This is a genomic window from Citrobacter sp. LST-B2, assembly GCF_057983045.1.
The window spans coordinates 3,137,023-3,156,562 of sequence record NZ_CP192598.1 but is presented as its reverse complement, the minus strand read 5'-3'; the positions used below and the strand labels follow the sequence as shown (position 1 = coordinate 3,156,562).

The 19,540-nt window shown below is 53.3% G+C and carries 18 protein-coding genes and 1 riboswitch; of the genes, 9 read left to right on the top strand and 9 right to left on the bottom strand.

Translation table 11 applies throughout. The annotated features are described in order from the left end of the window. Positions 1–13 precede the first annotated feature (13 nt). Positions 14–745 carry an HTH-type transcriptional regulator MlrA gene (mlrA, locus tag ACQ0PY_RS15300; RefSeq protein WP_043000151.1) on the bottom strand — a complete coding sequence of 244 codons (732 nt, stop codon included), beginning with the start codon at positions 743–745 and terminating at the stop codon, positions 14–16. A 223-nt stretch (positions 746–968) separates the two neighbouring features. On the opposite strand from mlrA, the gene ACQ0PY_RS15295 reads away from it, so the two are divergent. Genes ACQ0PY_RS15295 through ACQ0PY_RS15285 form a run of 3 tightly spaced genes read left to right on the top strand, consistent with a single transcriptional unit; the run spans position 969 to position 3,886 of the window. Further along, complete coding sequence (locus ACQ0PY_RS15295; RefSeq protein ID WP_043000152.1) at positions 969–2,657, top strand: sensor histidine kinase; 1,689 nt, start codon at positions 969–971, stop codon at positions 2,655–2,657. Further along, positions 2,650–3,369, top strand: coding sequence for a two-component system response regulator BtsR (gene btsR / locus ACQ0PY_RS15290; RefSeq protein ID WP_043000153.1), 720 nt, complete (start codon positions 2,650–2,652; stop codon positions 3,367–3,369). The genes ACQ0PY_RS15295 and btsR overlap by 8 nt, the downstream gene beginning before the upstream one ends. A gap of 46 nt (positions 3,370–3,415) precedes the next feature. Further along, positions 3,416–3,886, top strand: a complete 471-nt coding sequence (locus ACQ0PY_RS15285; protein ID WP_043001885.1) for a YehS family protein — start codon at positions 3,416–3,418, stop codon at positions 3,884–3,886. 44 nt (positions 3,887–3,930) lie between these two features. On the opposite strand, the gene ACQ0PY_RS15280 is transcribed toward ACQ0PY_RS15285, so the two are convergent. Further along, a complete protein-coding gene (locus tag ACQ0PY_RS15280; RefSeq protein ID WP_043000154.1) occupies positions 3,931–4,389 on the bottom strand; it encodes a YehR family lipoprotein in 459 nt (152 codons plus the stop codon). Positions 4,390–4,592: 203 nt separating this feature from the next. Then, complete coding sequence (gene metG / locus ACQ0PY_RS15275; protein WP_043000155.1) at positions 4,593–6,626, bottom strand: methionine--tRNA ligase; 2,034 nt, start codon at positions 6,624–6,626, stop codon at positions 4,593–4,595. Between the two features lie 165 nt (positions 6,627–6,791). Here metG and apbC point away from each other — a divergent pair, with 165 nt between their 5' ends. Further along, complete coding sequence (gene apbC, locus ACQ0PY_RS15270; RefSeq protein ID WP_043000156.1) at positions 6,792–7,901, top strand: iron-sulfur cluster carrier protein ApbC; 1,110 nt, start codon at positions 6,792–6,794, stop codon at positions 7,899–7,901. A gap of 212 nt (positions 7,902–8,113) precedes the next feature. On the opposite strand, the gene rcnB is transcribed toward apbC, so the two are convergent. Next, a complete protein-coding gene (gene rcnB, locus ACQ0PY_RS15265; protein ID WP_043000157.1) occupies positions 8,114–8,440 on the bottom strand; it encodes a Ni(II)/Co(II) efflux transporter accessory subunit RcnB in 327 nt (108 codons plus the stop codon). A 738-nt stretch (positions 8,441–9,178) separates the two neighbouring features. Here rcnB and ACQ0PY_RS15260 point away from each other — a divergent pair. The 4 genes from ACQ0PY_RS15260 to ACQ0PY_RS15245 all read left to right on the top strand — a co-directional run bounded on the left by ACQ0PY_RS15260 (position 9,179) and on the right by ACQ0PY_RS15245 (position 12,373). Next, complete coding sequence (locus ACQ0PY_RS15260) at positions 9,179–9,613, top strand: hypothetical protein (protein WP_044258744.1); 435 nt, start codon at positions 9,179–9,181, stop codon at positions 9,611–9,613. A gap of 257 nt (positions 9,614–9,870) precedes the next feature. Beyond that, positions 9,871–9,968: riboswitch (TPP riboswitch) on the top strand. 31 nt (positions 9,969–9,999) lie between these two features. After that, on the top strand, positions 10,000–10,788 hold the full coding sequence (gene thiM / locus ACQ0PY_RS15255; protein WP_044258675.1) for a hydroxyethylthiazole kinase: 789 nt from the start codon (positions 10,000–10,002) through the stop codon (positions 10,786–10,788). After that, on the top strand, positions 10,785–11,585 hold the full coding sequence (gene thiD, locus ACQ0PY_RS15250) for a bifunctional hydroxymethylpyrimidine kinase/phosphomethylpyrimidine kinase (protein WP_109740384.1): 801 nt from the start codon (positions 10,785–10,787) through the stop codon (positions 11,583–11,585). Before thiM ends, thiD begins: the two co-directional genes overlap by 4 nt. A 41-nt stretch (positions 11,586–11,626) precedes the next feature. After that, positions 11,627–12,373, top strand: a complete 747-nt coding sequence (locus tag ACQ0PY_RS15245; RefSeq protein ID WP_109740383.1) for a GntR family transcriptional regulator — start codon at positions 11,627–11,629, stop codon at positions 12,371–12,373. Here ACQ0PY_RS15245 and ACQ0PY_RS15240 read toward each other — a convergent pair. The 3 genes from ACQ0PY_RS15240 to ACQ0PY_RS15230 are packed head-to-tail and all read right to left on the bottom strand — an operon-like array spanning position 12,347 to position 15,581. Next, the gene (locus ACQ0PY_RS15240) at positions 12,347–13,312 is read right to left on the bottom strand and encodes a carbohydrate kinase family protein (protein ID WP_109740382.1); all 966 of its coding nucleotides are present in this window, start codon (positions 13,310–13,312) and stop codon (positions 12,347–12,349) included. The genes ACQ0PY_RS15245 and ACQ0PY_RS15240 overlap by 27 nt on opposite strands. Beyond that, entirely contained in the window at positions 13,309–14,313 is a 1,005-nt protein-coding gene (locus ACQ0PY_RS15235) for an ADP-ribosylglycohydrolase family protein (RefSeq protein ID WP_043000162.1), read from the bottom strand. The genes ACQ0PY_RS15240 and ACQ0PY_RS15235 overlap by 4 nt, the downstream gene beginning before the upstream one ends. Further along, entirely contained in the window at positions 14,310–15,581 is a 1,272-nt protein-coding gene (locus ACQ0PY_RS15230; RefSeq protein WP_044326947.1) for a nucleoside permease, read from the bottom strand. The genes ACQ0PY_RS15235 and ACQ0PY_RS15230 overlap by 4 nt, the downstream gene beginning before the upstream one ends. A gap of 250 nt (positions 15,582–15,831) precedes the next feature. On the opposite strand from ACQ0PY_RS15230, the gene fbaB reads away from it, so the two are divergent. Beyond that, positions 15,832–16,884, top strand: coding sequence for a class I fructose-bisphosphate aldolase (fbaB, locus tag ACQ0PY_RS15225; RefSeq protein WP_043000164.1), 1,053 nt, complete (start codon positions 15,832–15,834; stop codon positions 16,882–16,884). On the opposite strand, the gene yegS is transcribed toward fbaB, so the two are convergent. Together yegS and trhP are read right to left on the bottom strand one after the other, a co-directional pair. Beyond that, on the bottom strand, positions 16,881–17,780 hold the full coding sequence (gene yegS / locus ACQ0PY_RS15220) for a lipid kinase YegS (protein WP_109740381.1): 900 nt from the start codon (positions 17,778–17,780) through the stop codon (positions 16,881–16,883). The genes fbaB and yegS overlap by 4 nt on opposite strands. A gap of 283 nt (positions 17,781–18,063) precedes the next feature. Continuing rightward, on the bottom strand, positions 18,064–19,425 hold the full coding sequence (gene trhP, locus ACQ0PY_RS15215) for a prephenate-dependent tRNA uridine(34) hydroxylase TrhP (protein ID WP_043000166.1): 1,362 nt from the start codon (positions 19,423–19,425) through the stop codon (positions 18,064–18,066). Between the last annotated feature and the right edge of the window lie 115 nt (positions 19,426–19,540).

Below are 19,540 nucleotides of genomic sequence, written 5' to 3'. Positions count from 1 at the left end.
TGTTAATGAATCATTAAATGCCAAGCGGGTAAATATCATGCCCTTCCGCACGCCAGGCATTCAGTTGCTGTTGCTGCGCCGATGTCTGATTTTCACCGCACCACACCAGTAAGGTGCGCCCTTCGAACAGGTCCGGGCGAAACTGGCTCAGCGAATGGGCCAGAACGTCAACCCGCCATCCCTGCTGACTGGCGACCCAGCCTTCCAGCCACAAACGCGTGGTATCGTGAATATTCCAGCCCACCACCAGCGCATCTTTCCCCTGTTTTTTTCTGGCTGAGGCGAGGCAAATGGCGACGTAATTGATCAGTACGCCATCAAGGATCCCCAGTAGCGCCAGTAGCGTCGGCTGTTGGCACTGCAATCGTCGACGTAGCGGAAGAAAAAGATGGGTGGTCAGCGTTTGCGCGGGGAAATCCTGGCCACGCTCTTTCAGCCAGACCCGCAGGTTGTGCAGATTGTTGTTTTGCAGATAGTGCAACAGGATTTCCTGTTGTTCACGCCAGCCGTTTTGCAGGTCTACGTTCTCATTGCTCAACAGCATTTTGACTTTGCTGACCTGCACCCCGTTATCTATCCAGTGCTTGATTTCGCGGATCCTGTCGATATCCGAATCATTGAACAGGCGATGCCCCCCGTCGGTACGCTGGGGTTTCAATAATCCATAACGCCGTTGCCACGCGCGAAGCGTAACGGGGTTAATATCACAAAGCAAAGCCACTTCACCTATGGTGTAAAGCGCCATTATTTTATCCTTGCTCGCGAGGTCCCAGTCTAACTTTAGTCGCTCTTTTTCGAACCAGGTAGTTTTGTCTGTTTTTTGTTCAGGTGAGGGGTGGTTTTATCAGTACACCGGTACTTTTTGTGTGATATCCCTTACTAATTTCTCATTTTATGCAACAGTTCAAAGACAGATCCCGCGAGTCGATGTATGTTACGCGGTTTTAGTTGATGTGTGGTCTGCAGGTATGTACGAGTTTAATCTGGTGTTGTTGCTGCTTCAGCAGATGTGCGTGTTCTTGGTTATCGCATGGCTGATGAGTAAAACTCGTTTATTCATACCATTGATGCAGGTAACCGTTCGTTTGCCGCACAAACTGCTGTGCTACGTAACCTTCTCCATTTTCTGTATCCTCGGCACCTATTTCGGTCTGCATATTGACGACTCTATCGCCAACACACGGGCAATTGGCGCGGTGATGGGCGGTCTGCTTGGCGGGCCGGTCGTGGGTGGACTGGTGGGGCTGACCGGGGGTCTGCACCGCTACTCAATGGGCGGCATGACGGCGCTCAGTTGTATGATCTCCACTATCGTGGAAGGATTGCTGGGTGGCCTGGTGCACAGCGTGCTGACGCGGCGAGGACGCACGGATAAAGTCTTTAATCCGCTGACGGCCGGGGCGATCACATTTGTCGCCGAAATGGTACAGATGCTGATCATTTTGCTGATAGCCCGGCCGTTTGACGATGCTTACCGACTGGTCAGCAATATCGCCGCTCCCATGATGGTCACCAACACCGTCGGTGCGGCGCTGTTTATGCGTATTTTGCTCGACAAGCGGGCGATGTTTGAAAAATATACCTCTGCGTTTTCCGCTACTGCGCTGAAAGTGGCGGCCTCCACCGAGGGGATCTTGCGCCAGGGATTCAACGAAGTGAACAGCATGAAGGTGGCGCAGGTGCTGTACAAAGAACTCGATATCGGCGCGGTGGCAATCACTGACCGCGAGCGGCTGTTAGCCTTTACCGGGATTGGCGACGACCATCACCTGCCGGGCAGGCCGATCTCCTCCGGTTACACGCTGCGGGCCATCGAGACGGGCGAGGTGGTTTACGCTGACGGCAACGAAGTGCCGTATCGCTGTTCGCTGCATCCACAGTGCAAGCTCGGTTCTACGCTGGTCATTCCCTTACGCGGAGAAAACCAACGGGTGATGGGCACCATCAAACTCTATGAAGCGAAAAACCGGTTGTTCAGTTCCATTAACCGAACGCTGGGTGAGGGGATTGCGCAGCTACTTTCCGCACAGATCCTTGCTGGACAATATGAACGTCAGAAAGCGATGTTGACGCAGTCAGAAATTAAGCTGCTGCATGCGCAGGTCAATCCGCATTTTCTGTTTAATGCGCTCAACACCATCAAAGCGGTGGTGCGCCGCGACAGTGAACAGGCGAGCCAACTGGTACAGGATCTCTCTACCTTTTTCCGTAAGAACTTAAAGCGCCCGTCGGAGATCGTCACACTGGCCGACGAAATTGAGCACGTGAATGCCTATCTGCAAATTGAGAAAGCGCGATTCCAGTCGCGGTTGCAGGTGAGTTTAAACGTGCCGGATGCGCTGGCGCATCAACAGTTGCCAGCCTTCACCCTGCAACCCATAGTCGAAAACGCCATTAAGCATGGGACATCGCAACTACTGGGCACGGGGGAGGTGTCCATCACCGCCCGTCAGGAAGGGCAGTATTTGATGCTGGATATTGAAGATAACGCCGGGTTGTATCAGCCCTCCGCGAACGTCAGCGGTCTGGGCATGAATCTGGTGGATAAACGCCTGCGTGAACGGTTTGGCGATGATTATGGTATTAGCGTCGTCTGCGAACCGGATTGCTTTACCCGAATAACCCTACGACTGCCCCTGGAGGAGACGCATGATTAAAGTGCTGATTGTGGATGATGAACCGTTAGCGCGGGAAAATCTGCGGATCCTGTTACAGGAACAAAGTGATATCGAGATCGTTGGCGAGTGCGCCAACGCCGTAGAAGCGATTGGCGCGGTGCATCGACTGCATCCGGACGTGCTGTTTCTGGATATTCAAATGCCGCGTATCAGCGGGCTGGAAATGGTGGGTATGCTCGACCCGGAGCATCGGCCGTATATTGTTTTTCTGACCGCTTTTGACGAATACGCAATTAAAGCCTTTGAAGAACACGCTTTTGATTATCTGCTTAAACCGATAGAAGAGGCGCGGCTGGAGAAAACCCTTAGCCGCCTGCGCCAGGAGCGGAGCAAACAGGACGTATCGGTATTGCCGGAAAACCAACAGTCGCTGAAGTTTATCCCCTGTAGCGGCCATAGCCGGATCTATCTGCTGCAAATGGATGATGTCGCTTTCGTCAGCAGTCGCATGAGCGGTGTTTATGTCACCAGCAGCGACGGCAAAGAAGGCTTTACTGAACTGACGCTCAGAACGCTGGAAAGCCGCACGCCATTGCTGCGCTGTCATCGTCAATATCTGGTTAACATGGCGCAGTTACAGGAAATTCGTCTGGAAGATAACGGTCAGGCGGAACTGATACTGCGTAATGGGTTAACTGTTCCGGTCAGTCGCCGCTATCTGAAAAGTTTGAAAGAGGCGATTGGCCTGTAAAACTGATACACTGCGCGCCATTGCATTATCGACAGTTGAAGGCTCTATGCTAAGTAACGATATTCTTCGTAGCCTGCGCTACGCCCTGAAAGCCAATAATAACGACATGGTGCGCATTCTTGCGCTGGCCGACATGGAATCCACCTCTGCGGGTTTCGACACCTGGATGACCAGGGAAGATGAAGAGGGGTTTGTCCGCTGCCCGGATATTATCCTCTCCGGATTCCTGAACGGCCTGATTTACGAGAAGCGCGGCAAAGATGAGTCTGCGCCTGAACTGGCGCTTGAGCGTCGGGTGAACAACAATACGGTGCTGAAAAAGCTGCGTATCGCTTTTTCACTGAAAACGGATGATATTCAGGCGATTATGACCCAGCAGAACGTTCGCGTTTCAATGCCGGAAATCACCGCCATGATGCGTTCTCCGGATCATAAAAACTACCGCGAGTGTGGTGATCAGTTTATGCGTTATTTCCTGCGCGGATTGACGGCGCGTCTGCACGGCAATAAAGGCTGATAGAAAGCGACGACCCGGCTGGATGCCAGGTCGTCGTCGTTTGATTATTTCACTTCTTTAAAGCCAGCGGTTTCCAGCATTTTCTGGCTCTGTTTCATGCTAATGCCGTTGCTTGGGTCACCCGAGAATTGCGTACCCATCACGCCCTGCAGCTTTTTAAAGTCAACTTTTTCCATGTCAACAGAAACGGTTTCTTCCGCGTAGCCATCCTTATAGGTCAGCTTTTCTTCCACGCCAGGAATGTTTTGATATTTTTCGCTGATCGGATCGAGGATTTTCGCCGCATCTTCTTTGGTTTTTACCCCGATAGAGGCGTAGTTGATTTTGTTCTCTGAGGTCTGCTTAATGACTTTGTCACCCTTGTAGGTATAGGTCATTACGATCTCAGTGCCATTGACGTCCGCTTTGAATGTTTTGCTTTCTTCCTTGTCGCCACATCCTGCCAGAGAGAAAACGAGAACTGACGCAAAAACGACCGAAAAAAACGTATTTAATGCTTTCATGTAAAACTCCATTTTATTAAACGTCTGCTGCTCAAAAATAAACCTTGCAGGGTATGTATACCAGAAATGAGGCAGGAGAGGGGAAAATGGCTACTGAATATGTCTGATAATGATCATTGAAAAATCTGAAATCATGCGAGTTATTGCCTGGATTAATATGACGCAAAAGAAAAAGCGCCGTGAGAGCGGCGCTTTAGAAAAGCTTATTTAACCTGGTGTCCAGGCTTTGCGCCTTCATCCGGGGTCAGCAGGAAGATGTCTGTCCCGCCAGGACCTGCGGCCATCACCATCCCTTCTGAGATGCCAAAGCGCATTTTACGCGGCGCCAGGTTTGCCACCATGACCGTATGACGACCAATCAGCACCTGCGGGTCCGGATAAGCAGAGCGAATGCCGGAGAAGACGTTACGCTTCTCGCCACCCAAATCCAGCGTCAGGCGCAGCAGTTTATCGGAGCCATCAACGAATTCAGCGTTTTCAATCAACGCTACGCGCAGATCGACTTTCGCGAAATCGTCAAAGGTAATGGTTTCCTGAATCGGGAAGTCCGCCAGTGGGCCGGTTACCGGAGCTGCCATAGCTTTCACCTCTTCTTTAGAGGCTTCCACCAGCGCTTCCACCTGCTTCATATCGATACGGTTATACAGAGCTTTGAAAGTATTGACCTTATGGCCCAGAAGCGGTTGCGCAATAGCATCCCAACGCAGTTCGGTGTGCAGGAATGCTTCAACGCGCTCGCTCAGCGTCGGCAGCACCGGCTTCAGGTACGTCATCAGCACGCGGAACAGGTTGATGCCCATCGAGCAGATCGCCTGCAGATCGGCGTCGCGACCTTCCTGTTTCGCCACCACCCACGGCGCCTGTTCATCAACATAACGGTTCGCGACATCCGCCAGCGCCATGATTTCACGGATCGCTTTGCCGAACTCACGGCTTTCCCACGCCTCGCCAATCACAGCCGCTGCATCGGTAAAGGTTTTATACAGCGCAGGGTCAGCCAGTTCAGCCGCCAGTACACCATCGAAACGTTTGTTGATAAAGCCAGCGTTACGGGAGGCGAGGTTAACCACCTTGTTGACGATATCGGCGTTTACGCGCTGGACGAAGTCTTCCAGATTCAGGTCGATATCATCAATGCGCGAAGAGAGCTTCGCAGTGTAGTAGTAACGCAGGCTGTCTGCATCAAAATGGTTCAGCCAGGTGCTGGCCTTAATAAACGTGCCGCGGGATTTGGACATCTTCGCGCCGTTGACCGTGACATAACCATGCACGAACAGGTTCGTCGGTTTACGGAAGTTGCTGCCTTCCAGCATGGCAGGCCAGAACAGGCTATGGAAATAGACGATATCTTTGCCGATGAAGTGATACAGTTCGGCAGTAGAATCTTTCTTCCAGTATTCGTCGAAGCTGACGGTATCGCCGCGCTTATCGCACAGATTTTTGAAAGAGCCCATGTAGCCGATTGGCGCATCCAGCCAGACATAGAAATATTTGCCCGGCGCATTCGGGATTTCAAAACCAAAGTAAGGGGCATCGCGGGAGATATCCCACTGCTGCAGACCGGATTCAAACCATTCCTGCATTTTGTTCGCCACCTGCTCCTGCAGCGCGCCGCTACGGGTCCACGCCTGTAGCATTTCGCTGAAAGAGGGCAGGTCAAAGAAGAAGTGTTCGGAGTCACGCATCACCGGCGTCGCGCCAGAGACCACAGACTTCGGCTCGATCAGCTCCGTCGGGCTATAGGTCGCGCCGCACACTTCGCAGTTGTCGCCATACTGATCCGGTGATTTACATTTCGGGCAGGTGCCTTTCACAAAACGATCCGGCAGGAACATACCTTTTTCCGGATCGTAGAGCTGAGAAATGGTGCGGTTCTTAATAAAACCGTTCTCTTTCAGACGGGTATAGATGAGCTCAGACAACTCCCGGTTCTCGTCGCTGTGCGTGGAGTGGTAGTTGTCATAGCTGATGTTGAACCCGGCGAAATCCGTCTGGTGCTCCTGACTCATTTCACCAATCATCTGCTCCGGAGTGATGCCAAGCTGCTGTGCTTTCAGCATGATCGGCGTGCCGTGGGCGTCGTCGGCGCAGATGAAGTTGACCTCGTGGCCGCGCATTCGTTGGTAACGGACCCAGACATCAGCCTGGATGTGCTCCAGCATATGGCCGAGGTGGATTGAGCCGTTGGCGTACGGCAGCGCGCACGTTACCAGAATTTTCTTCGCGACTTGAGTCATAGTAGATGTTACTTCTTCTCTGTTGAAAGGGGGTTCTGATGTTACCTGAAAGGGAATAACTACGCCAAGAATTAAGGGCATCAAACCACAAATGAATAATTGTTACCGCTGGAGTACACTACCTCACTACAATTGACCTTTTCAGAACAACAAAAAGGAGTCGGGATGAACGCACAATCCCAGGCCAAATCACCAGAAACCCTGCGCGCCATGGTCGCCGGGACGCTGGCGAATTTTCAGCACCCCACCCTGAAGCATAACCTGACGACACTTAAAGCGTTACACCACGTCGCCTGGATGGATGACACGCTGCACGTTGAACTGGTCATGCCGTTCGTCTGGCACAGTGCCTTTGAGGTGTTAAAAGAGCAATGTAGCGCTGATCTGCTGCGAATTACCGGGGCGAAGGCGATCGACTGGAAGCTTTCTCACAACATCGCCACCCTGAAGCGCGTGAAAAATCAGCCGGGTGTGAACGGCGTGAAGAACATTATCGCCGTCAGCTCCGGCAAAGGCGGCGTCGGTAAATCGTCGACTGCGGTAAACCTGGCGCTGGCATTAGCGGCAGAAGGGGCGAAAGTAGGGATTCTGGACGCCGACATTTATGGTCCGTCGATCCCAACTATGCTGGGGGCGGAAAACCAGCGCCCAACCTCGCCGGATGGTACCCATATGGCACCGATCATGTCTCACGGGCTGGCGACGAACTCCATCGGTTATCTGGTCACTGATGATAACGCGATGGTGTGGCGTGGGCCGATGGCCAGTAAAGCGCTGATGCAGATGCTACAAGAGACGCTGTGGCCGGATCTGGATTACCTCGTGCTGGACATGCCGCCGGGTACTGGTGATATCCAGCTGACGCTGGCACAAAACATCCCGGTCACGGGGGCCGTTGTGGTGACCACGCCGCAGGATATTGCGTTGATTGACGCTAAAAAAGGCATTGTCATGTTCGAAAAAGTCGAGGTGCCGGTGCTGGGCATTGTCGAAAACATGAGCATGCATATCTGCAGCAACTGCGGTCATCATGAGCCGATCTTTGGTACCGGTGGCGCGCAAAAACTGGCTGAGCAGTATCACACGCAACTGTTGGGACAAATGCCGTTGCATATTAGTCTGCGTGAAGATCTCGATCGCGGGACGCCAACCGTGGTCAGCCGTCCGGACAGTGATTTCACCGTGATGTATCGCGAACTGGCGGGACGTGTTGCCGCACAGCTTTACTGGCAGGGTGAAGTCATCCCCGGCGAAATTGCCTTTCGCGCCGTCTGATTTCGGCTAATCGGTTTTATTCTTTCTATTCACCGCATTGATTTTATATCGGTGTGGTGAATATCTAATTTGAATAACGCTATCTGAGTTATGCAGAGCCACTGAATAACGTGGGCGTTCTTCTTAAATCTGACCGTCTGTGCGGGGTTATCCTGATGACCTTAACGATAAAATAAGCGTTGGATTCCCCCTCAGCCCGAGGGGGGCGAACCTCAACGATGATAGAAAATCTCGCCGTCGTAAGCTTTAATAATTTTACCGTCAGCGTCATTGATCAGCACATAGGCACCGCCCATGTAGGTCCAGTGTGTCCCGGCATCTGGCGCAGGTAAATTACGCAGATTCCACTGTTTGATGGTGTACTCGTCAGTGCGATACATCTCTGGCACCGTATCGCCAGGCTTGAAGTGGGTAAAGTCGGCGATGAAACCACTGAGTTCATATTGATCAATCCCCTTCGCGGGGACGGCTGTAGCTGGTGCGGCCCAGACCGCGCTGGATGCGAGCAGCAGCGCGCCTACCACCAATTTATTCTTCATACTTCTACGCTCTCCACTGTTAGGACCCTCAAAATCAGTCGTGTATCTTTCCCGGCCTTCATGATAACTGACAAGCGCGGGTTTGTTAGATTCCCGAAAAATTCGTAAAAAATGTAAAATTTATTAGTCTGACATGCACTATAGAAGAAAATCGCCAAATACGGGGAGAGTGGCGATGCCTTTCGGAACACAGGCTAACAGTGGATTAGCCCCATATGCAAAAATGCAGACGTTCAGCGTACATCACGCCTGCAATAAAACCCGCACTGATGATAAGGGTGTGCAGGAAAAAATGAAAAATAATTAACTTCACTATCCGGAGGCTCATTTTTAAATACGTATTACAGACGATGTTGTTGAGAATTGTCTATCTATAACAATTAATTAATGTCAACATATAAACAGATTGAAATAAAACTATGGATCGTTTCTGAATTTCCAATATTGATAAAGATCATGGAAAACCCGCTGAATAGCAATTAAGAATCATCGTTTTGATGACATTAGTCTTTTGTATTTGTTACGTTAATTAATTGCAAATTTGAAGACGGGGAATAACTATTTTCTTCGGATTTATCCTGGTGTCATGCATCCTCTAAGTTATTTGATCTTAATTTCCCTAAATTATATTGACAGATGAAAGCGGCCTAAATATTCTGCGCACTAAATAGTGATATAAAAACACGCTGCTTTTGCAGGGTGATATTATTTTGTTAATTAATGATGGTGATGGCAGTGATGAAACAGTTAACTATAAAAAAGGCGGTATTTTCGCTTTTGGTTGTCAGTATTCTGTCCGGCTGTGTGTCGGAAGAGCAGCGCCTGGCGCGCTGTGAAGCCAAAGGCGTCAGTCGTGATGTCTGCTATCAGGTAGAACAGTCTAATCAACAGATGATTATCAATAACGCGGAGCAAAACGCGTATGTGAATGCACGTGAAGCGGTAAAGCAACACGCTCAGGCGGCAAAGAAAAAAAACATATATCACTTTGAAGGCATGGAAATTAAAAAGGTGAGCACCGGGCTTGATATTGATGGAGCTCATGCTGCAGTTATCGAGAAAGAGGAAAAGGCGACGGTCTATCAACAAGGGTTGCACTATTTTGTCGTGTACACCAACGGACGGTTAGCCGTGCTGAACGAACAGAGACAGTTTTTGGGGTGGGCGAAATGAGAAATTATCTGTTAGCGCTTATTCCGCTAACGTCCTTTTCCGCAGATGCTTCTGATATTGCGCAGGCACAACAAGCCGTTGCTCATGCCCAACCAATGGTTGACGCGGTATAAGAGGATATTGCCGCCGTGCGGGTGGCGGCTTTCACTATTGATGTTCAGGCTGAACAGGTAAATGCAGAGTAGCGAAAGGGTTACAAATCGGGGCAGTGAGGGTATCATCACGCGAGTGACCTGACCGTCACGCAGAAAAATTTCGTTAATGACTCGGGGTGCCCCTTTTCACGAAGGGCTGAGAAATACCCGTACCACCTGATCTGGATAATGCCAGCGTAGGGAAGTCAGACACTGCTCGTGTCCCTTCTTCGCGCGGGCAGGAGCGTAACCATGCAGCCTGACCTGCACAGCCGCGAACATGCGGTTCGTACCTTACAAGATTTTCGTACCCTTTCTCCGTTAACACATTGTATGACCAATGACGTCGTGCAGAGTTTTACCGCCAATACGCTACTGGCGCTGGGGGCTTCTCCGGCGATGGTGATTGAGCCCGAAGAAGCTCGCCAGTTTGCAGCCCTTGCCAGCGCGTTGCTCATCAACGTCGGCACGTTGACACAACCGCGTGCACATGCAATGCGGGCGGCGGTTGAGCAGGCAAACAGCGCCAAAACTCCATGGACACTAGACCCGGTTGCCGTAGGCGCGCTTGAATACCGTCGCCGTTTCTGCCTAGAACTCCTTGCCTTAACACCGGCTGCCATTCGCGGTAACGCCTCTGAGATCCTGGCGTTAGCCGGTGAAAGCGCTGGCGGGCGTGGAGTGGATGCTACCGACCCGGTTGCAACGGCTCTGCCGGCGGCGCAGATTCTGGCACGCCACACCGGCGCTGTTGTGGTAGTCACCGGCGAAGTGGATTACATCACCGACGGCGAGCGCACTCTGAGCGTCACCGGCGGCGATCCGCTGATGACGAAAGTCGTGGGCACTGGCTGTGCGCTTTCTGCCGTGGTCGCCGCCAGCTGCGCGCTACCCGGAAACCGGATCGAAAACATCGCGTCCGCCTGTGGATGGATGAAACTGGCAGGACAGCACGCCAGCAAAATCTGTCACGGACCCGGCAGTTTTGTTCCGGCGTTTCTTGATGCGCTCTACACCCTGGATGCGGAGGTCGCAGCATGAAGCGGGTTAACGCACTGACCATTGCCGGTACCGATCCCAGCGGCGGCGCCGGTATTCAGGCCGATCTGAAAACCTTCTCGGCGCTCGGCGCTTACGGCTGTGCGGTAATTACCGCGCTGGTGGCGCAGAATACACGCGGCGTGCAGTCGGTGTATCGCATTGAACCGGATTTTGTCGCCGCGCAGCTCGATTCGGTGTTCAGCGATGTGCGCATCGATACCACCAAAATCGGTATGCTGGCGGAAACCGATATCGTTGAGGCGGTGGCGGAACGACTGGAACGCCATCAGGTGCAGAATGTCGTACTCGACACAGTCATGCTGGCGAAAAGTGGCGATCCGTTATTGTCGACTTCCGCCGTTGAGACATTGCGCAGGCGACTGTTGCCACAGGTTTCACTCATTACGCCTAATCTGCCCGAAGCGGCAGCGCTGCTGGATTGCCCGCACGCACGAACAGAAAAAGAGATGCTGGAACAGGGGCGAGCGTTGCTGGCGATAGGCTGTGGCGCAGTGTTGATGAAAGGCGGTCATCTGGACGATGAACAAAGTCCTGACTGGCTCTTTACAGCGACCGGTGAACAGCGCTTTACCGCACCGCGGGTGATGACCAAAAACACGCACGGCACCGGATGTACGCTCTCTGCGGCGCTGGCCGCGCTGCGTCCACGACATGCTGACTGGGCCGGGACAGTGCAGGAGGCGAAAGTCTGGCTGTCGGCGGCGCTCGCGCAGGCTGACACGCTGGAGGTTGGACACGGCATCGGGCCGGTTCATCATTTCCACGCGTATTGGTAGCGTATATACTGGCAGCAGACTGGCTGTCAGGAAAAAGACTCATGGAACAAGCGCATACTCAACTTATCGCGCAACTGAACGAACGTATTTCAGCGGTGGATAATACCCCGCTGTATATCAAGTTTGCCGAAACGGTGAAAAATGCCGTGCGCAGTGGTGTGGTTGCGCATGGCAACATTTTGCCTGGCGAACGCGATCTCAGTCAGTTAACGGGCGTTTCGCGCATCACGGTGCGCAAAGCGATGCAGGCGCTGGAAGAAGAAGGCGTGGTGACGCGTGCTCGCGGCTACGGCACGCAGATCAACAACATCTTTGAATATTCGCTGAAAGAGGCGCGTGGGTTTTCTCAACAGGTGGTGCTGCGCGGGAAAAAACCGGACACCTTATGGGTCAACAAACGGGTAGTTAAGTGTCCGGAAGAGGTGGCGCAACAGCTGGCGATTGCCGCCGGCAGCGATGTGTTTCTGCTTAAGCGCATCCGCTACGTTGATGAGGACGCGGTTTCTATCGAGGAGTCGTGGGTGCCCGCGCATCTTATTCATGATGCCGATGAAATTGGTATATCGCTGTACGACTATTTCCGCAGCCAGCATATCCATCCCCAGCGCACGCGCTCACGGGTGAGTGCAAAGATGCCGGATGCTGAATTCCAGTCGCATATCCAGATGGACAGCAAAGTGCCGGTGCTGGTGATCAAACAGGTAGCGCTTGACCAACAGCAGCGGCCCATCGAGTACAGCATCAGCTACTGCCGAAGCGATTTATACGTCTTTGTGTGCGAGGAGTAACTCCTCGCGAAACGGCGCACAGTCACCGCCGCGATGTCCTACCACCCACGATGCCACGGCGTTGCCGAGCAGCACGGCATCCGCCAGCGACCAGCCCGACGCCAGCCCGGCCAGCATGCCGCCCGCGTGGCTGTCACCGGCGCCAATCGTGTCAACGACCGTTGTCGGGAAGGCGGGTACGCATCCGGAAGATTGCGCGCTGAAGTACCAGGCGCCTTCTTTGTCATGGCGCACGATTAACGGCGCAGAAAATTGCTTCACCCATTGCGCACCTAAGTCTTCCACATCCTGGCTGAGACCAAACCGCTCCGCCGCGATTTCGGCTTCCTGACGATTGAGCGACACCAGAGGGCGACAAGCCAGAATGCGTGACATCAGTGCATCAGGAATATCGCCAATGCGCGGGCCAAAATCGATAAACGGCATAACGCGATCCAGCCCTTCCAGCCACTGCACCAACAGCTCGCCGCAGGGTGAGGAGAGTTGATAGCCCGAAAGATAAATCAGGCTGTCAGGTGGGATGGTGAGCTGGGCCAGCCAGTCGGTATTCCACTGGTTCTCCACGCCGCTGAATGACATAAACGTGCGCTCGCCATCCGGTTCGACCAGCGCAAGGCACCAGCCGTTGTCACCTTGTGTGGTCTCGATGAGGCTGTGTAACCCTTCTTTCGCCATCCGGTTACGAATGATCTCGGCCCATACGCCCTGGCCCAGCGGCAGGGCGTTACCGGCATCAATACCCAGCCGTTTCAGCGCCACGGCGATGTTCAGCGCGCAGCCGCCGACGTTAACGCCTTGCTGTTTGAGTTCAATGTCACACCCGCGCCAGGGCAGGGCATAGGCATCAGCGATGACATCGATGACCGCCGCGCCGATAACCGTGACCGGATGGCGGGTCGTTAACCCCGGCAACAGTTCGGCTAAACGTGAAGTGTTCATGACGCCTCCCGACGTTGGCGCAGACGAGCAAGCGCCGTCGCATAGCGGTTGAAATCGAGCTGATTGACCGTATCCAGCTCTTGTTTCCATACCGGGTTGATGGCACCTATACCCTGCAACGCGCCGCAAATGGCCGTTGCCATTGCTCCAATGGTATCGGTATCGCCGCCGAGGTTGGCACACAAAATGGCGCAGCGATTGGGATCCGTTTGCGCCAGTTCGACCATCGCGATGGCGCAGGCCACCGATTCGATCGTGCTGGTTCCGGCGCCAATCACTTGATACAACTGTTCGCTGGCCGCTTCGGCTCCGTCAGCATTGCGCACAATTTTCAGCGCCATCTCCAGACGCGCACAAAGCGATGCGCTGAACGTAGTAATGCGCTTTTGCTGGGCGTGCAGGGCGATGGCGGGAAGCGAGTCAACAATTGCGGCCCAGGAATCACCCTCAATCGCCCGTGAAATCGCCCATGCCACCACCACCGCACCGGCGATAGCCAGATCGGATTTGTGCGTCGGGCTGGAGGCCAGCGCGATATCCTCAATAAACGCATCCAGATCGCGGGCGGGCAGCAGGCATCCCAATGGCGATACGCGCATGGCCGCGCCGTTGGTGACGCCGTTATTCTCCAGTTCTGCTACCGGTTTCCCGTCGCGAATCGCGTTCAGGGCGATTTTCGACGTCGGCCCGAGAACGTTTTTATTGAAGGCGTCAAAGCGCAACGCCCAGTCGAGAATGTTCCGTCCAATCAGGTCCGGGTCGATCTCGCCGTCACGTTCCAGCAGAGCATCCGCCAGACAGAGCGCCATTGAGGTATCGTCGGTAAATTCTGCGCGGCCAAAATAACAGGCCGCATTATTTTCTTTTGGGCCCGGCAGAAAGCGGTCAATCCAGCCAAAGTGTGCTTTGACGCGGGTTCTTGGCCACAGTTCTGACGGCATACCCATCGCATCCCCTAACGCCTGCCCGTAAAGAGCACCGAGAATACGTTCTGCTTTCATTTTACTTCCCCTTGTGTCAACGCAGTCTCGCGAACCTCAATAGCGGTAATTTCTTTGTCCGATTCGCGAAAGAAAATCATGAATAGTACGGCTATCACGGCGATCATCACCGCACCGAATGTCCACATGCCCGCCCAGTTGAAGGTCAGGCCATTGACCGGCTCCGGATAAGCAAACATTTTTTCCATCATCACGCCGCCGAGACGGTAGCCCAGCAGGCTGCCGAAGCCCTGACAGCAGAGCGTAATCAACCCCTGTGCGGCGGTACGCATATGCACTGGCGCTTTTTTATCGACGTAGATGTATGCCGTCACGTAATAGAAGTCATAGCTCACGCCGTGCAGCAAAATACCGAGGAACAGCAGGGCATAGGTGAAATATTCGTCTGCGCTGCCGTAGATGAAAAAGCCGTAGCGGATCGCCGCCGTGATAAGACCAAGTAGCAATACCTTCTTAATACCAAAGCGTTTCGTAAAGAAAGGCAGCGCCAGCATAAAGAAGATTTCGGAGAACTGACCGAGGGTCATCCAGCCGGTGGCGTTTTTCATCCCCACTTCGGTCAGATACCCATTGGCGAAGATGTAATAGAACGCCAGTGGCATCGCGAACAGGAACGAGCAGAAGAAAAAGACGAGGAAGTTTTTATCACGCAGCAGGATCAGCGCATCCAGGCCCAGCATGACTTTGACGTCCATCTTGCCGGTGCTTTTCGGCGGGGTATCCGGCAGAAAGAAGGCAAACACACCCAGCAGCGCAGAGCTGGCCGCCGTCACCAGCAGCGGGATGTTGGTTGGCGAGATGTCATTATAGCCCAGCATCTGTGGCAGAAATCCACAGGCGAGACCAGAGGCAATCCAGCCGATGGTGCCCATTACGCGGATGCGCGGGAAGTCACGCTCCACGTCCGGCACGTTAGCAAACGCGATGCTGTTGGTCAGCGCAATGGTTGGCATATAGGTGAGCGAATAGGCCAGCAGCAGCGGGAAGAATCCACCGAACGTCGTCTGCTGAGCGGCAAAATACATCAGTACCGCACCGGCGAACATCAGTACTGCCAGCACTTTTTGCGCCGAGAAGAAACGGTCGGTCAGCGAGCCCACGAGGATCGGCGACAGAATTGCGGCGATCGCCGTACAGGCATAAGACCAGCCAATCTCACCGGCGGTAAAACCACTTTTACTCAACCAGAGCCAGAGCGGAACAAACCAGGCTCCCCAGATAAACCATTCAACGAACATCATGAACGACAGTTTCACTGTAGTTTTCATCTTTAAATCCTTCATGACAGGTAAGGTACGCCATGACAGTACCACTTAATAATACCTTTTAAATACCTTTAAGGTGAAACCTTGACCGTCTTAACACTTTATCGTCAGTGAATCGTGCCAGCAGATAGCGCTGAAAAATCCCCGAAAGATGGAAAAAATGGCCGGTCGGTACCAGACTTATGGCTGCCCGCAAAACGCGGGTCAGGACAATCCACATTCCGACGCATTCGGAACTTACGGGAGCATAACTATGACTGATATTGCGCAGTTGCTTGGCAAAGACGCCGACAGCCTCTTACAGCATCGTTGCATGACCATACCCTCAGACCAACTCTATCTGCCCGGACATGATTACGTCGACCGCGTGATGGTGGACAACAACCGTCCGCCTGCGGTACTGCGTAACATGCAGACGTTGTATAACACCGGGCGTCTGGGGGGAACGGGTTACCTGTCCATTTTACCGGTCGATCAGGGGGTGGAACACTCGGCAGGGGCGTCGTTTGCCGCCAACCCGCTCTATTTCGACCCGAAAAACATCGTTGAACTGGCGATCGAAGCCGGATGTAACTGTGTGGCCTCAACCTATGGCGTACTGGCTTCCGTCTCGCGTCGTTACGCGCATCGCATTCCGTTTCTGGTGAAACTCAACCATAACGAAACCCTTAGCTATCCGAATACCTACGACCAGACGCTGTATGCCAGCGTAGAGCAAGCGTTCAATCTGGGGGCGGTGGCCGTAGGCGCAACCATCTACTTTGGTTCAGAAGAGTCACGTCGGCAGATTGAAGAGATTTCCGCCGCCTTTGAACGGGCGCATGAGCTGGGTATGGTCACCGTACTGTGGGCCTATCTGCGAAATGCCGCGTTCAAAAAAGAGGGCGTCGATTACCACGTCTCCGCCGACTTAACCGGGCAGGCGAACCATCTGGCGGCAACCATTGGTGCGGATATCGTCAAACAGAAAATGGCGGAAAATAACGGCGGATACAAAGCCGTGAATTATGGCTACACCGACGATCGCGTCTACAGCAAACTGACCACAGAGAACCCGATCGATCTGGTGCGCTATCAACTGGCAAACTGCTATATGGGGCGTGCCGGGTTGATTAACTCCGGCGGCGCGGCAGGCGGCGAAACTGACCTGAGCGACGCGGTACGTACGGCGGTAATCAACAAACGTGCAGGCGGGATGGGGTTGATTCTGGGTCGTAAAGCTTTCAAAAAATCGATGGCTGACGGCGTGAAATTGATCAACGCCGTGCAGGATGTCTATCTCGATAACAAAGTGACGATTGCTTAACGCAGTAGCGGGCAATCTGGCGGCAGTCGACACCGCAACGCGGCGGGCAGGATTTCGATATGAAATTCCTGTCCGCTCAGCGGTTCGCCATCAAGATTAAAGGTAATGTCATGCGGTGCCCGGATATCAAACCAGGCTGAAGCGCCGTCGATGATATTGGGGTTTTCCTCCTGTGGTTTCAGGGTGGAAAATAGCGCGGGCAGGATCTCTTCCCCGGTGAAAATCCGCAGTTGCAGCAAACCGTCGTTGATCAACGCATTCGGACACAACTGCTGACCGCCGCCAGCCTGACGCCCATTACCAATCCCAATCACCAGCGCATCACCCTGCCAGTGGAAGTTCTCACCACGGATTTCGCAACGGTCCGGTTTTAGCGTATCCATGCGCATCAGGCCGTGAATGATGTATGAGACGCCGCCCAGCGCCGCTTTCAGTTTTTCCGGCGTCTCGGTGGTGATACGCGTACCAAAACCACCGGTTGCCATATTGATAAAACAGGTTTTATCGTTAACTTGCACCATATCAATCTCAATGGCGTTACCGACAATCGCCAGCTTCAGCGCCTTATCTAACTCCTCGGGGATCCCGACGCTGGTGGCAAAGTCATTGGCGGTGCCCAGTGGCAGAATGCCCAGTGCGGGAATATCGGCCCCCTCACACTGGATCAGCGCTGTCGATACTTCGTTAATCGTGCCGTCACCGCCGCCGGCGATCACCGTTTCAACGCCCAGACGACGAGCCTCTTCGACATAGCGCTGCGCATCGCCTTTTTCCCAGGTAACGCGAACGTGAATCTCTACTCCTTCGTCACGGAGCAGCCCAATGGCGTCCCGCAGAACGGGGTTATCAGCACTTTTACCATTCAGAATCAATACGCTGGAGGGAAAATGATCCATTCCTTTTTTGCCTGTTTGTTTTTGGAATCTATGAAGAAAGTGTATAGCAGAAACGAAAAGGGGAGGTCAGAACAGGCTTAAAATACGCACACAATATACGATTCAGGCCGCAAAAAAATAAGCCTGCGTAAGGGAGATTACGCAGGCTAAGGAGGTGGTTCCTGGTACAGCTAGCATTTATGGGTTATGTTTTTCAGCGAAACGGATAATACCCTTAATGAACGAAGCGGTATGTGATCGGTTTCTAAGATTCCTCCTGGCGTGAAAAAATAACCCTGATTAACTATTTAGCGTGCGGATTTCGCGTCGATTCGCCGGAAAAATTGCGCATTAACAGTGCATAATCCAGCATCAGATCCTGTGGAACAGGGATCCATACGGTATAACCGTCCCCCGGCGCCACTGGCATTGGCTCGCCTTTGGCGTTTTCCATCTGCGCTAACGTGAAGTTCACGTTGCCCTGTGGGGTCATCAGTTCCAGGCTGTCGCCGACGGAGAATTTATTTTTCACTGCCACGGCCGCGAGGTCGCCATTGCGCTCACCGGTAAACTCACCCACGAACTGCTGACGCTCGGATACCGAGTAACCGTATTCGTAGTTCTGATAATCGTCATGGGTGTGGCGACGCAGAAAACCTTCGGTGTAACCACGGTGCGCCAGACCTTCCAGCGTTTCCAACAACTGCGGATCAAACGGCTTACCGGCAGCGGCGTCGTCAATCGCTTTACGATAAACCTGTGCGGTACGCGCGCAGTAGTAGAAAGATTTGGTACGGCCTTCAATTTTCAGCGAGTGCACGCCCATCTGCGTCAGGCGCTCAACGTGGGCGATGGCACGCAGATCTTTCGAGTTCATGATGTAAGTGCCGTGCTCGTCTTCGAACGCGGTCATGTATTCGCCCGGGCGCTGGGCCTCTTCAATCATAAACACTTTATCGGTTGGCGCGCCGATACCCAGCGTCGGCTCCACGTTTTGTACCGGGATCGGCTCGTATTTGTGGACGATATTACCGACCACATCTTCTTTGCCTTCCTGTACGTTATATTCCCAGCGGCAGGCGTTGGTACAGGTGCCCTGGTTCGGGTCGCGCTTATTGATGTAACCGGAAAGCAGGCAGCGACCAGAATAGGCCATGCACAGTGCGCCGTGAACGAAGATCTCAATCTCCATCTCCGGTACCTGGTTGCGGATCTCTTCAATCTCTTCCAGCGACAGTTCGCGCGACAGAATCACACGGGTCAGCCCCATCGATTGCCAGAATTTTACCGTCGCCCAGTTCACGGCGTTGGCCTGGACCGAGAGGTGAATCGGCATTTCCGGGAAATTCTCACGTACCAGCATGATAAGACCCGGATCGGACATGATCAGGGCATCCGGACCCATTTCCACCACCGGCTTCAAATCGCGGATAAAGGTTTTCAGCTTCGCATTGTGCGGGGCGATGTTGACCACCACATAGAATTTTTTCCCTAGCTCATGGGCTTCATTAATGCCGCGCTGCAGATTCTCGTGGTTGAATTCGTTATTGCGCACGCGCAGCGAGTAGCGCGGCTGGCCCGCATAGACGGCATCTGCGCCATAGGCGAAAGCGTAACGCATATTTTTCAGCGTTCCCGCCGGGGAAAGGAGTTCCGGTTTAAACATAATGTTCTCGTTCTGATGACAGGTCAGATCCGCTTCACCTGATGAAGCGGCTAGAGGAGAGTCCTCACGTTAAGGGCGGGCATTGTAGCGCTGCGGGCAAATGAGGTAAAGGAAA

Bases quoted from the DNA above. Each gene is read 5' to 3' on its own strand.
- ACQ0PY_RS15280 (WP_043000154.1), bottom strand. From the start codon at position 4,389: ATGAAAGCATTAAATACGTTTTTTTCGGTCGTTTTTGCGTCAGTTCTC.
- rcnB (WP_043000157.1), bottom strand. From the start codon at position 8,440: ATGAAGAATAAATTGGTGGTAGGCGCGCTGCTGCTCGCATCCAGCGCG.
- ACQ0PY_RS15260 (WP_044258744.1), top strand. From the start codon at position 9,179: ATGAAACAGTTAACTATAAAAAAGGCGGTATTTTCGCTTTTGGTTGTC.
- thiD (WP_109740384.1), top strand. From the start codon at position 10,785: ATGAAGCGGGTTAACGCACTGACCATTGCCGGTACCGATCCCAGCGGC.
- fbaB (WP_043000164.1), top strand. From the start codon at position 15,832: ATGACTGATATTGCGCAGTTGCTTGGCAAAGACGCCGACAGCCTCTTA.
- ACQ0PY_RS15240 (WP_109740382.1), bottom strand. From the start codon at position 13,312: ATGAACACTTCACGTTTAGCCGAACTGTTGCCGGGGTTAACGACCCGC.
- ACQ0PY_RS15235 (WP_043000162.1), bottom strand. From the start codon at position 14,313: ATGAAAGCAGAACGTATTCTCGGTGCTCTTTACGGGCAGGCGTTAGGG.
- btsR (WP_043000153.1), top strand. From the start codon at position 2,650: ATGATTAAAGTGCTGATTGTGGATGATGAACCGTTAGCGCGGGAAAAT.
- apbC (WP_043000156.1), top strand. From the start codon at position 6,792: ATGAACGCACAATCCCAGGCCAAATCACCAGAAACCCTGCGCGCCATG.
- yegS (WP_109740381.1), bottom strand. From the start codon at position 17,780: ATGGATCATTTTCCCTCCAGCGTATTGATTCTGAATGGTAAAAGTGCT.
- ACQ0PY_RS15230 (WP_044326947.1), bottom strand. From the start codon at position 15,581: ATGAAAACTACAGTGAAACTGTCGTTCATGATGTTCGTTGAATGGTTT.
- ACQ0PY_RS15285 (WP_043001885.1), top strand. From the start codon at position 3,416: ATGCTAAGTAACGATATTCTTCGTAGCCTGCGCTACGCCCTGAAAGCC.
- thiM (WP_044258675.1), top strand. From the start codon at position 10,000: ATGCAGCCTGACCTGCACAGCCGCGAACATGCGGTTCGTACCTTACAA.
- ACQ0PY_RS15245 (WP_109740383.1), top strand. From the start codon at position 11,627: ATGGAACAAGCGCATACTCAACTTATCGCGCAACTGAACGAACGTATT.
- metG (WP_043000155.1), bottom strand. From the start codon at position 6,626: ATGACTCAAGTCGCGAAGAAAATTCTGGTAACGTGCGCGCTGCCGTAC.
- ACQ0PY_RS15295 (WP_043000152.1), top strand. From the start codon at position 969: ATGTACGAGTTTAATCTGGTGTTGTTGCTGCTTCAGCAGATGTGCGTG.
- mlrA (WP_043000151.1), bottom strand. From the start codon at position 745: ATGGCGCTTTACACCATAGGTGAAGTGGCTTTGCTTTGTGATATTAAC.
- trhP (WP_043000166.1), bottom strand. From the start codon at position 19,425: ATGTTTAAACCGGAACTCCTTTCCCCGGCGGGAACGCTGAAAAATATG.